At 56.7% G+C, this 12,809-nt stretch carries 7 protein-coding genes and 1 other annotated feature; of the genes, 1 reads left to right on the forward strand and 6 read right to left on the reverse strand.

Translation table 11 applies throughout. The features are described from left to right. Positions 1–30: 30 nt before the first annotated feature. Together ACX80T_RS14155 and ACX80T_RS14160 are read right to left on the reverse strand one after the other, a co-directional pair. Positions 31–483 carry a DDE-type integrase/transposase/recombinase gene (locus ACX80T_RS14155; RefSeq protein ID WP_459304729.1) on the reverse strand — a complete coding sequence of 151 codons (453 nt, stop codon included), beginning with the start codon at positions 481–483 and terminating at the stop codon, positions 31–33. A gap of 149 nt (positions 484–632) precedes the next feature. Then, positions 633–767: a sequence feature (AL1L pseudoknot), on the reverse strand. After that, a complete protein-coding gene (locus tag ACX80T_RS14160; RefSeq protein WP_459304730.1) occupies positions 722–1,036 on the reverse strand; it encodes a transposase in 315 nt (104 codons plus the stop codon). (Overlaps the previous feature by 46 nt.) A gap of 607 nt (positions 1,037–1,643) precedes the next feature. On the opposite strand from ACX80T_RS14160, the gene ACX80T_RS14165 reads away from it, so the two are divergent. Next, positions 1,644–3,557: a heparinase II/III family protein gene (locus ACX80T_RS14165; protein ID WP_459304731.1), complete on the forward strand. Its 1,914-nt coding sequence runs from the start codon at positions 1,644–1,646 to the stop codon at positions 3,555–3,557. A 29-nt stretch (positions 3,558–3,586) separates the two neighbouring features. Here ACX80T_RS14165 and ACX80T_RS14170 read toward each other — a convergent pair whose 3' ends face one another. The 4 genes from ACX80T_RS14170 to ACX80T_RS14185 form a co-directional block, all read right to left on the reverse strand. Next, complete coding sequence (locus ACX80T_RS14170) at positions 3,587–5,164, reverse strand: hypothetical protein (protein WP_459304732.1); 1,578 nt, start codon at positions 5,162–5,164, stop codon at positions 3,587–3,589. Between the two features lie 65 nt (positions 5,165–5,229). Continuing rightward, positions 5,230–9,621, reverse strand: coding sequence for a glycosyltransferase (locus ACX80T_RS14175; protein WP_459304733.1), 4,392 nt, complete (start codon positions 9,619–9,621; stop codon positions 5,230–5,232). Positions 9,622–9,654: 33 nt separating this feature from the next. After that, positions 9,655–10,905 (reverse strand): UDP-N-acetyl-D-mannosamine dehydrogenase, encoded by a 1,251-nt coding sequence (wecC, locus tag ACX80T_RS14180; protein WP_459304734.1) that lies wholly within the window; start codon positions 10,903–10,905, stop codon positions 9,655–9,657. A 9-nt stretch (positions 10,906–10,914) separates the two neighbouring features. Then, positions 10,915–12,654 (reverse strand): glycosyltransferase family protein, encoded by a 1,740-nt coding sequence (locus ACX80T_RS14185; RefSeq protein WP_459304735.1) that lies wholly within the window; start codon positions 12,652–12,654, stop codon positions 10,915–10,917. Positions 12,655–12,809 lie beyond the last annotated feature (155 nt).

The following is a 12,809-nucleotide window of genomic DNA, read 5'->3' on the forward strand; positions in this document are numbered from 1 at the left end:
GTAAGCAAGGGTCAGACCGCGCCGGCCGGGTTACCGGATCAGTCTCGACCCGACAGAAATAAACTGACAGTCGTACGCGTCGCCGAGGCTGTCGACGGAAGCTGCCAGGCCTTCAAGTAGCAGTGCCTCCCCGAATCGGATCGAGGTGTATTGGGAGCCGGCGTCGCTGTGATGGACCATCCCCTCAGGGACCGGTGTCCCGGCTTGGTCCCGGCGCCAGAGGGCCATTTTCAAGGTAGTAAGCACCATGTCCGTGTCCTTGATCGTGGAGCCGTGCCACCCCACGATCGCCCGGGAGAAGACATCGATCGCGAAGGCCACATACGCAAAGCCGGACCATGTTCTGACGTAGGTGAAGTCGGTGACCCACACAGCGTTCGGCCGGGCCGCGGTGAAATCCCGGTTCAGCAGGCCCGGCGCCCGCTGGGAGTCCTTCGGAGCTGTCACGGCTTTGGGTTTCCGGCCCCGGACGAGGCCGTTCATGGCTTCATCCCGCATCAACCGGTCAACCGTGCACCTGGCCACGGCGTGGCCTCCGGTTTCTCGGCGGTGTCCTTCAAAGCGTTGACAATGGCACCGTCCGTGACGGTCCTGGCAGCCGGTGCCTTGGACTTCCAGGACCGGTAGGTCCGCGGGGCGACCTGCACTCCCTGCTCACGCAGGACCTTGCAGGCCGGCTCGACCCCGTAGCCATCAGCACGCAGCTCGTCGATGAATCCGGCTATTTGCGGCGGCGAGGGTCGAGCTCCCTCGCGAAGAAAATCGAGGCCCGCTTCAGGATCTCGTTGGCCTCCCGCAGCTCCCCGTTCTCCCGCTCCAGCTCCCTGATCCGGGCCTGCTCGGCACTCGTGACACCGGGGCGTACGTCAGCGTCGATCTGGGCCTGAAGCACGCACCGCCGCAGGGACTCCCTGCCGATGTTCAGTTTCTGGCCGATGGCCGAAAAGGCGGCAAAAACGGAGTCATACTCACCGAGATGGTCAAGGACCATCCGCACGGCACGCTCACGCTGATCCTGAGGGTATCGCTTGGGCATAATCGCTATCCTTCACAAAAAAGGAAGCGGCATCAAACCCGGTACGGTTCACCCCGACCTCTTCCTATCTGGACGGCTTTCCGGATTGTCTTCCAAACTAGGCAATTTGGAAGCTGCTAAAAGAGATTCCGGTAACTCAAACGACATCTGGATAGGTCAGAATGTCACTCTGAGCAAAGGGGCATTGCCCTCCACAATGACACTGGGATAACAGCCAGTAGCAATGTCAGTATTGCCTACTCGATTGTCAGGGAACTCTGTCCGTGTTCCGCAACAGCAATTTTAACGGCCAGTCGCTGCGTCTTTGGAAGCATCCGGGTGGGTGGCGATATCCTTCAGGAGATTCCTTTGACCTGGAAAAAACGAGTACCCAGAAGAATTTTCCTGAGTAGTTCAGCAAAGCTAAACCGACCCTAGTCCCTTCAAAGCGAAACCCCTCCGGGGTTTCAAGCTTTGGCAGCTATCTAGCCAACGTAAAGGGGTAAACCAACAACGACGGCTCGTGTGGAGCCCAGTACCTTCAGGTTGGTACAGTTGAGGGTCCAGCATCGGGACTTACTCGACCGAAAGACGCTCCTTCGATTTGGCACATGACACCGAGGAATAAATGCTTACCCACGACAACTTGCAATCCGTCCGTGCAGTCGTTGCTGGGCAACTGCCGGCCGCCAGCAATAGTGCAGCGAGAGATAGAGCCAATAGATTCCTCGATTCTAGGGTGATTGCTTCGGCGTCATTCAAGGAAATTCCCTTCAAAGACGGTGCAGTGTGGTCCACTTCCACCTCCCGAAGCCAGCAGCGCTACATACACGGACTGTTGTTCCTCGTGGACTGGTACAAAACGGTGCTGACAGACGAATCAACTCGATCGTCAGGGGTGGTCGCCGCGTGGGAAATAGTCGAGTCATGGTCGGTGAGCAACAAAGATAAAAGCGCATCGCCGTCTATGGCATACCACGATGAAACAACTGCCCAACGACTGATCAATCTTGTGTCGCTCAGCCCCTATATTGATGAACTTCTCCCAGTTCGTACTTCTGCGCTATCCGCTCTGATGGGCTCCACGGCGGATCTCCTGTCGACCGATGACTTCCATGCCACCGGTAATAACCATGGAATGTTCCAGGATCTCGCGCTACTCTACTGGGCCACGCTCCGCGCGGCGGATGACGACCCACGGGGTGCGGCGTACTTCGCCAAGGCCATGGCGCGGCTTAGGGCATATTTCGGGGATTGCTTCACAACGGAGGGGGTCCACGTGGAAAACACGCCGACCTACCACCTTATGGTCGCCCGGCAGGTTGACAACGTCCGCAAAATCGCAGAGGCCGCGGGGCACCCTGATGCCCTATATTACGGAGCCCTCCTCAAACACGCCGAAAAGTACGCTACGCACGCATTGATGCCGAACGCTACCTACCCACCCATCAGCGATACCCAACAGATCAACGTTGGGCAATCAGGGATGGACCGGGTCTTCACCGGATCGGAGTTCGCCTATGCGATCTCGCAGGGTGCCGATGGGGTCAAGCCTACTGATCGAACTCTGATCCTGCCTTCATCCGGTTACGCAATCTATAGGAGCCAATGGGGTGATCCAAAGGCGACTTTCGCTTTCTTTTCGGCCGCATATAACGCCGACTACCACAAACACTCCGATGATCTCAGTCTTTTCTTGAGTAGCGGCGGTATCGAGTTGCTTAGCGAATCCGGTCCATACAGTTACGATTATGCTAATCCTTTTTCTCGATACGCCTACTCCCAGTTCGCGCACAATAGCCTTGTGGTCGATGGACAAAGCCTTCCGCGTACAGATGGACATCGAGGCAAGGTGAGCCTTGACGTTCTGGAGCGGCGGATTGACGGCTTCAAGGTAATCGGGAAAAATGCCCGCCACAACGATGTCGTCCACGAGCGAGAGTTGGACATTAGCGAGGCGTCGGGAATCCCACGCTTCCTCCTCACCGACACGATATCCAGTAGTTCAGATCATGAATATCAGCTCCTATGGAATCTGGGCACTGAGGTGTCCGTCGTCCTTCACAGTCAGGGTTTCGAACTTTTCCATGGTGAAATTAAGGTGCTCGATCTTGTAGTGAGTGGGAATGTGGCCACCCGGCAGATCCTTCATGAGGGTCGCATGAAGCCCCGTCCCCTCGGGTGGCGTTTCCCGCGGTTCGGCGAAGCGGTTCCAGCGAAGGTGGTTGCGATCTCGTTCAAGGGCCGGAACGCGCAGATCAAGACGGATATCCGCCTTGCAGATTTTAGCTATAAGGAATACGAGATCTCGAGGGTGGAGAAGACCACAATCCAACTGTCTGTGAATGCACCGGAGAGAAGCCGCCTCGCCTACAAAGTGTTCCGAGGTGGCGAACTCGTAGCACAGGAGCACTACAGTGAAAAGACGTCGGTAAGGTTCAACCAGTTACAACCAGGACGCTACAGGGTACGAGTCTATGTTCGTCGTCCAGGCCACAAAACAGCCTCGCCCTTTACAACGCGTTGGATCACTATCGACTGATCAAGGTCTGAGATCACATGAGGCTGAGACTAGTTTTCAACGACTGAAGCCATAGAACTGTGGAGGTGGGTCACAATGGATTCGTTCTCGCGTACCGCCAGTATGCAAATGTTATTGTCCGCCGCCATTTTCGGGGTTGAACAATGAAAGAGAGCTGTCTGGTCGAGCATCCACGAGTCGCCAATAGCCAGCCGTCTCGCCAACGTTTGTCTCATTATTCCAGCCCACCGACGACCACCGGGGCTATTGCTGACGAAGGTACTGAACCCAAGCACAGCAAACCAAGGCACGAAGTAATCGAACTCGGCCCCTGTAGTGACAGTGACGTCATACGAGGTGAACCTTTCCAACGACTTGTCGGGCGCTGCAGAGAGATAGGAATCCGCGTCCTGGATCCATAGGTCTGATCCCAAAGAATCCAGGAAAAACTCTACGTGCATATAGCGCGCACATGCGAAGTAGGTTCTCTCATCGGGAACTCCGGTGGGGACCTTCTCCCGGCTCCATGACCATGAAGGCGCAGCATTCGTGCCGCCGCGGATTCGACATGCCAGGGTCAGCGCTTCCTCAAATTCTCCCAGAAATTCTTTCACCAACTCTTCGTCGTCCACCAAATGGAAGTGGTAGGCCAGGTGCTGGGCTGCCGCCATCTGGAACACTATTCTAACGACGTATTTCCTCAGGTACCTGACATCGGCCGACCAAAGAATAGTGATCGGGCGATCGCTCCTCGTGCTTAGATCCAGCTCCGGTTGTTGAGGGCTTACTGGCTGCGAATTTGATATGGCATAGGTTGCCGGACCATTCTTCATCAGTCCAATACTCCGATTAATCGATGGGGATTGAGCCCAAGCCGCCGACAAGTAGTGTATGGCGCCTTCCGTCAGCTGGAGGGCTACACAGGCAAATCCTCCTGCCAGCAACGCGGCAGGGAAGGTGGGGTACCGTTGGGCCATCTGTAGGTGGGATTGAAAAACGCGGTCCGCAGCTTCCCGATATTTCAGATTGGCCGGGGCTGGCAGGACCGATCCGGTATTGCGGGGAATGTGCTCGTTGTAAACCAGATTGAGTTCGGAATAGAACCTCAGCATGTAAAGCAGGTTCGAATAGTTGGAAGTCGAACTGAACCCGACACTAAATTCGTAAGCATCGACGAAGTGACTAATATTGCCGGCTTGTCCTGTTGACAGCTGCGCCGCGCGCGCGGCTCTCAGAATCCTGCTGTAGGCAGCGGTAAAAGACCGCAGTGATCCATCAAAATCGAGCCAATCGAGCAGCGCAACCCCTGCCACAAGGTCAGTGTTTACCTCGTCCTGGCTCTCTGCATCGACGAAAACCCGTAACCGGGAGGCTCTCAGAAGTGTGCGCACCTTAGCCTGCGCAACCCGCCTGATCCACTGCCCGTCGTGCATTACGTCGACCCGTAACCGCAAGGTATCGGTGGCGCTGGCATGCTTCGATAGATCAATCCGTAATTCGTGCTCCGGGGAACAATTCCCTGTCCAGATGACCTCGGCGGTCTTCGGATCCAACAGGAGGATACGCGCGACAGTGGCAAGTGGATATTTGGCCTGCATTATCGTCTTCGGACGAAAGGTGACAATCATGGTTCTATCGGAAAGTTCGGATGGTAGATGTGGTCGGGCAGGCCATGTCCTGGATTGATGGTCACTTAGGCTCGTCCGATAATGACTGCATGCAGGTCTCGCAGCACACTGTCTTGGGCGAAATTGGTCGAGGCAAATGAAACCGCGTCCTCTACGGCTAGCCGCCTGGATACTGGGGTGAGATTTGCTGAGCGGATCCTGTCAACCAGGGAATCGACATCGGCCCCGATCCAGGTGCTCGGGTAGATCTGGTCTGAGCCGGCCCACGCTAGGCTCACTGGCACCGCACCGGAAGCAGCCCCGTCTGCAATGGTCAGGTGGAACGACTCGAAGTCACTCACCGACAGGGCGATGCCGATCTTGCGGTACCAATCGGTCATGTCGTCGCCCTGCGAGTCGAAGGTCACCCCATCGGCGAGCAGGGGGTCTTGCGCTATTCTCTGGTATTCGCGCGTGTAGTAAGCCAGTTCTTCGGTTCGTCCTGCCATCCAGTGGAAATCTTCTGGCCGTTTCCCCTTGATGTAGAGGTGGTATCGCTGGTCCTCGGCCCTCAGCCGCCGCAACACATCAAGTGCAAGATCGAGCCGCTTCCGCTGCGGAACAATACCTACCATGCCAATATTCCATTTGGTATCGGGGTACTTATTCTGCCGAAGGCGTTCGTTGTCGACATAGTTGGGAATCACGACCGATTTCGAAACCGGCAGTTTGAAGTCCCGCTGCGCGACATCGGCAATGTGTCGGCCGACGAAGATGAACTGGTCTACCTTACCGACCTCCAGTTGGCCCAGGTACGGTGTATCCAATTCCTGAAGGTGCAGTCGGCAGACCAGCCGCTGGCCCGGGCGCTTGTTTCTCGCGTACCAGACGGCGTTTCCTAGAGTCCACTCGCAGAAGACGACGTCGGCGTTGGCGAGCTTGGCAAGGCTTTGAGCTTCATCATGCTGTGAGTGGCCCGTCCAGAGATCGGTCTCAACGTCATGGCCCTGTGACGTGAGGTAGCTGATGAGCCCTCCAGCAAATTTCAGGTCATGTCCTGCTACGAGGATTCGTTCCGACCGGAGCGGGGCGGGAATCAGCGCGGTGTGCCGCTGCTTTGCCACTGCACGATTGAGGACTAGTCTGGGGGCCCCCTGGTCGGGACTCAACGCTACGAGGTCAGGATTGCTCAAGGTTTCAGCTGTTTCGGTGTATGCGAGCCCCAACCCGACTTCGCCAGTCCTGGAGGAGTCGATCCGAGCTGACTGCCAGGACGAATAGGCCCGCGACGTCAGCAAGTCTTCGTAATAGGTCCGGTCGATGGGATGTGCGGGAAAGTCTCCCAGCAGAGTAATTCCCCGGGCGCGGAGGCTGTCGGCGTCGATCGGTTCGTCGGCCATCGGGAGCGAGCTTGTCTGGTTGGTGCGTGCACCCTGGTCTTGCCCCCGGCTCAGGATGACCAGCGCGGGACGAACGCTCTGGTCGTCCAGCAGTTTGAGAGACTCAGGAGTCGAACTGTTCAACCGAACAGCGTATTTCTCCAAGGGCGTTGCCCGCACCTGGAGACCCGCTGTACGCAGTACGTAGGTCAGGCGCTGGGATGCGGTGTGGCCACGGTAAACGTGTCGAGCTGAAAGCCACGCATCCCCGTTCCTGGCTTCTTCGTTCTCCATCCAGTAACCGATGAGTGCCTGCGCGTCCGACCTGTCGTAAACGATGGGGACGATACTGCCGAAAACGCGGTCAACGCCCTGTCCAGGTCCGCTAACCAGCGCACCTCCACAGGCGGCCACCTCGAAGACACGGCGAGAGAACATGGTGCCCGATTGTTCGACTGAGTTCACATTCACGTGCACGGGATGAGCTTTATAGGCCTCGACCATCTCCGGATACGCCAACCCGCCGCTGACATACGGGGCCAGATCGGGAGGAAACTTGTATGGACTGTCCTCGTTCAGATGCTGGCGATCATAAATGGTCAGTCCTGCCGGGAGCGCCGCAGCGAGCAGATTATGGAGCTGATCCGATCGTTTCTGATACCTCGCGCCATAGTAGGAGCCCGCGTAGGTGACTGTATGCGAGTAGTCCCTGGTACTGGGGAGCGGGTTGTGGAGCGTGGGCTGGGCGTAGAACGGCAACGACGCCACCGTCAGCAGATGCTCCCCCGCAGACTCCAGGTAGCGTCGGATGGATCCGTCGTCACTGGTGAAAACATGTTGAAAGTGCTTCGCGGTCTCCTGAAACCGGTTGAAATGAATGGGATCCTCTTTATTCCAGAATATGGTTGGAATTGAGTTGGTACGGCAATATTCAAGCAGCGCTCGAAGATCGGCGAAAGATTCGTCGTCGTAATATCCGACCTTTCCACGCCATGCGCCCTTGTTCCCGTCCCAGGCGGACTCGACGAACACAGCATCCAGACGGGTGTCGGCTAGCTGGTTTGCCCAGCTGTCGGGAAGCAGCTCGACAAGTGGGATATCGGGACGCAACCCGGCGGTGGTGAACTCGTCAGCGATGATCCCGATCGTCAACTCGGACAACGGGACACCCTTTGCAGGGGACGTCGATCCATCCGAAGCAGCGAAGGCTGTCTGCGCATCCTCGCCCACACGGCGCCAGGTTCGTTCCGCCACTGCCCATAAGCGTGCCCGGCGGCCCATGTCCCGGCGCAGATCCTTGCTGGTCACGAGATTTCCCAGTACTGCGGCAAGCTGGGTTGCATCACCTGCCGGGAACAGACTCGCTCGTTCCCCGTCTCGCCCTGCCAGATCCCGCAGCGGAGCCAGGTCGGAAAGTACCACGGCTTTCGCCGCCGCCATCGCCTCCAACGGCTTGATTGGTGACACCATTTCTGTGACTGGGAGCGGAAGCCGGGGGCACGGCATGATGTCGAACACGCTGATGAACGCCGGTACCTGGCTGGCTGGCACCCGGCCAGTAAATACCGACACCTTGGACAGGCCCAGATCCGCGGCTTTTGACTTCAAGGACGGGAGCGCTGCCCCATCACCGACCACCACCAGCCGGAAGTCAATCCCCTGCGTCATCATCTGCTGACATGCTTCGAGTAATGTCCCGAGTCCCTCATAATCGACCAGACTCCCGGCATACCCAATTACCGGGAGATCTCCATTAATGCCCAATCGCTGCCTCGTTGGAGCATGAGGCGGCATGTGGCTGAACTCGTCAGTATCCACGGCGTTCGGAAGTATTGAGATTTTCCCGAAGGGAACGCCCCGGGAGACAAGTTCATCCCGCACCTGTTCGGTGATGGCGAAGACAACGTCCGCCTCGACCGCAACCAATGTTTCCAAGCTTTTTGAGAAACGGAACCGATCCGATCCATCCCAGCCTGCCTTCGTTGAGGACTCGGTGATCTCCCAGAGTCCTCGAACCTCATAGCTGAAGGGCAATCCGAGCCGGCGTGCGGCGATCAGGGCAGGCAGGGCAGTCACGTGGTTTGAAGCAGCGTGGATGCGCTCAACGCGGTTGCGTGTGGCCACCTGGACGTAACTGTCCGCGGCCTGCTGGAGGTAATGATCGAGCGGACCCTGGGTCCAGGTTGGACCCTGGCTGAAGAAGTGGTCGATTCCATCAATGACTTGGGTATAGCTCGAGGTGGACTTGGGCGCCGTGTCAGTTTTGACGTCCCAGGGATAGCCGGGCCGAGCGGCGATGACGACATCGGCACCGGCCTGGGTCAAGCCTTTGACTAGGCCAGCAGTCCGAGTGGAGTAACCGTTGGAATTGTAGGGCGAGACGCTATGGGCGCAGTAGAGAATCCGCCCCCGTTCGGCCTGGTATCCGGGTGTGTCCTGCTTCGGGGGCAGCTGCGGACGGCGTTTGATTAGCCGGTCCAACCCCAGCACGGCGTCCACCAGTTGCTGTTCTTTGGGGGTGAGTTCAGTCAGTACGCCTGAATGGGTTTCAATCAGCGTTGCAGGCTCAGCGATGCTGCCGACCACAAAGTAAAGGTGAGCAATCAGATCATAGACACTCGCCTTAGAGGGATTCTCACGCACCCTCTTCCGAAGCTCGTCAGCACGCGCGACTGGTCCTTTGGGTTTCTGCGCTGGATCCGTTGAGGCATTTGGCTGTTTGTCCTGAGCGGCGAGAAATAGCGGGCCTTGAGATGTGCCTTTTGAAGCCTTGCGGGGCAGTAACCGAACAACAGTGTCCACCGGGCTGACGATGGCTGATCCTATTTTCAGGCGCTTCGACTGCCGAAGGGCGGTGAGCGTGGCCCTCAGTTTCATGTTTTCGTCGCGGAGGGACTTAGTTTCACGTTGCAACTTCAAATTGTCTAGCCGCGCGGACTTCAACTCCTGCTCAAGGGACTTGATAGAACTGGCATCACTACCGCGGCGCAGGATCAGTTCCTCGTGCTCGACGATGAACCAGTCGATGTCAGCCAGATATTCCGACCGTTTTGCCAAAGCACTGATGGGTTGAGAACGAAATTCATCTTCAAACTGCACGATATTCCTCCAGACAGGGTTCTGGCCGAACTGTCACCTCCAAATACCTCTTGTGTCCACTACCGCTTTGCCTTCAAGCGCGGATCGATCCAACTCTCTGAACTCGTCATGGTCGACAAGAAGGAGAACCACGTCTGCCTCGTTAATCGCGCGCTCAGTCTCCATCAGATGAACATTTGCGTGGAGGGAAAGCGCCTGGGGAAGCTGAGACACGTGTGGCTCTGCCACAAGAATGGTGTGTGCTGGAAGATCCGAGCTGAGCTGCTTGACGATGCCGACCGATGGAGACTCGCGCAGGTCATCAATGTTGGCCTTAAAAGCCAAGCCGAGCGCGACGACTTTGGCGTTGATGGAAGTATCCTTCAACGCCAGTTTGACCTGGTCAATTACCCAAGCGGGTTTCGCGTCATTCGTCTCACGGGCCTGCCGGATCAACTTGGAATCTTTGGGTGCGGCCGACACAATAAACCAAGGGTCGACCGCGATGCAGTGCCCACCTACTCCAGGACCAGGCTGAAGAATGTTTACCCGTGGGTGATGATTAGCTAACTCAATCAATTCCCACACATCGATCCCGATTTTGTCGCTGATAACCGAAAGTTCGTTAGCAAACGCTATGTTGACGTCACGGTAGGCGTTTTCGACCAGTTTGGCCATTTCGGCTGTTGCGGCGTCCGTCAGGTGGATGTCTCCCTGGCAAAACACGTTATACAACTGACGGGCCAGTTCAGTGGCTTCTTCGGTTATGCCTCCGACGATGCGGTCATTCGTCACTAGCTCAATCATGACCCTTCCGGGCAAGACACGCTCCGGGCAGTGGGCGACATGCAGGATCGGTTTCCCGTCGGAACCATCAAGGCTGAGGTCCGGCCTCAGGTCGAGAAGATAATCGGCAAGATGTTGAGTAGTACCCGGAGGAGAAGTGGATTCGAGAATTACCAGTTCACCGCCCCTCAGTTGCGGAGCAAGACTACGTGCTGCCGCCTCAATGTAGCTAAGATCGGCGGTCTTGTCGGGATTGAACGGTGTCGGAACCGCTAATATAAAGGCATCGGCGGCCGGTGTCACGGTGGTTGCCGTCAAACTCCCGACGCTGACCGCACCCGCTACATGGATATTGAGATCAGGCTCGACAAACGGTACTTCTCCGCGGTTGATGGCATCGACGTTGTCCTGTTTGATATCCACCCCCACGACCTGCAGGCCGTTAGTAGCGAGAATAGCCGCGGTAGGTAGACCGATGTAACCAAGTCCAATAACGGCAACTTTTCGAATATTATTCAATTGCTTCCCCTAAATTGATACGTGCTGGTCTGGCTTACCGAAAAACGAGAGATCTGCGGTGGCCAGTATTTCGTGATCGGATACCTGCCAAGTATGGCCGGACCCGTTGCGTTGCTGGTAAAAGTTGTATCTGTCTGATGAATAGATTGAACCTGACGCCTGCACGATTGCCTTGAGGAACGCGGTGTCCTCCCCACTACTGCGATGCTGGAAGGGGAAAGCCCGGAACTGATCAGCAGCGGCCATGAGGGTTGGGCCCATAACCATATTGGTGAAACGGTGCTCCTTATGGGCAAATCGGAGCACTGTCGCGTCATACCGTTCCAGATACATATAGTGGGCCTGCTTACCGACAACCTCGGCGCCTGAGTACTTCAATGCATGTAACTGATCCAGAAAATAGTTTGCCCCATAGAAATCATCGTCGTCCATTTTGGCCAAGACATCTCCTGAGGCAGCAGCAACACAGTCATTCAAGCACTCACCCAGGCTCTGGTTGGACGGCGCTGTCAGCAGAGTCAGTGCTCCGAGCGGGTAGAGACGTTGCAGATCGTGGAGTTGTGACACATCGAGGGTGAAGCCATGCGTCAAGAGAACGAGTTCAGCGCGCACCCCAAACTGAGAGTTCACCGTACGAAATACGTGATCGAGCTGTTGCGGACGAATAGTCGAGACGAGCACAGATAAAGACGGGAGCCGTACTGACCTCTCTTGTTCCGGCAGTGCACGAGCAATAATCTGCTCTGCCCGATGCGAATAGGTGTGCTCGTTCCAGATCCTTCGCTGCGCCCGGTGCACCTGCCGGTCACCGAATGACTGATGTTGAACCAACGAGGCCAAAGCTCCTCGCGCATCGGCTGAGGAGTCAACGATTGTGACCTCATCCGGTGGGAAAAACGTGGCAACAGCCGAGCTCCGAGTTGACACCACTGGAGTACCCGAAGCGGTAATCTCAAAGACGCGTCGCGCGCACATACTGGGAGAATCAACAACAGAGTTCACATTGAGAAACACTTTGTAGGCTTTGTAGGCTGTCAGCATCTGGTCGTACGGAAGGGATCCTACGACATGAGGCAGCAGATGCGGTGGGAACTGGTACTTCTCATCGGTTCCAGAGAGTCTCGAAAAGATCTCCAGCCCTGTAGCCATTGATCCCGACACGTCAGTGGCCGCCCCGAGCAGCAAGTCCATCTGTTCTCGTCGCTCTGGAAATTTGTGCGTGAAGTACATACCAGCAAACGCGATATCCCGCCTATGCCAGCCTCTTCGTGGACGGATGGGGTTGTGAAGGGCGGGCTGTGCCGCGAAGGTAAGCGTGGCCACACGCCCGTGACCCAAATCTTCCGCATAACGTTCGATCATATTCGCATCGCTAGTGAAGACATGGTCAAAGAGTTTCGCGGTTGGAAGGAAGTCTTCATAGTGCGGAGGATCTTCCTTATTCCAGAAAACCGTCGGAATGTGCTGGTCGCCAAACGCTCGAACCAAGTCCACAAAGGCCTTTGCTGGTCCTTTTGTGCCTGAAAGTTGATACTTCCAGGCGCCCGAGGTTCCGTGCCACGCCGATTCGACGAGAAGCAGATCGATCCGCTCCTCCGCAAGCACCTGCCGCCAGTTCTCAGGGGTGAGCGGGAATGTCGTCAATTCGAAAGAAAACGCCAAAGCCGAAAATTCGTCCAGAATGGTTGCGGTTCGGATGCTGCGTCTGGGTACGGCTCTTTTGGAAGGTTGCGCCGCGGCGAAGACCAATTGCTTCGCCTTTCGGTGTCCAACCCACGCACCTTCGGCTCCTTGCGCATTGTCAACAGTGAACACTCCGCGCGCAGCCCGTTCCCTGTTCCGCCAAGTCCTGACTGCTGAGACACCGCCATGCCGAAAGTGCCAAAGGAGGGCCCGCAAACGGT

The sequence above is a fragment of the Arthrobacter sp. Sr33 genome, assembly GCF_054511195.1.

Coding starts and splice junctions, on each gene's coding strand:
- ACX80T_RS14155 (WP_459304729.1), bottom strand. CDS start 483: ATGAACGGCCTCGTCCGGGGCCGGAAACCCAAAGCCGTGACAGCTCCG.
- ACX80T_RS14160 (WP_459304730.1), bottom strand. CDS start 1,036: ATGCCCAAGCGATACCCTCAGGATCAGCGTGAGCGTGCCGTGCGGATG.
- ACX80T_RS14165 (WP_459304731.1), top strand. CDS start 1,644: ATGCTTACCCACGACAACTTGCAATCCGTCCGTGCAGTCGTTGCTGGG.
- ACX80T_RS14170 (WP_459304732.1), bottom strand. CDS start 5,164: ATGATTGTCACCTTTCGTCCGAAGACGATAATGCAGGCCAAATATCCA.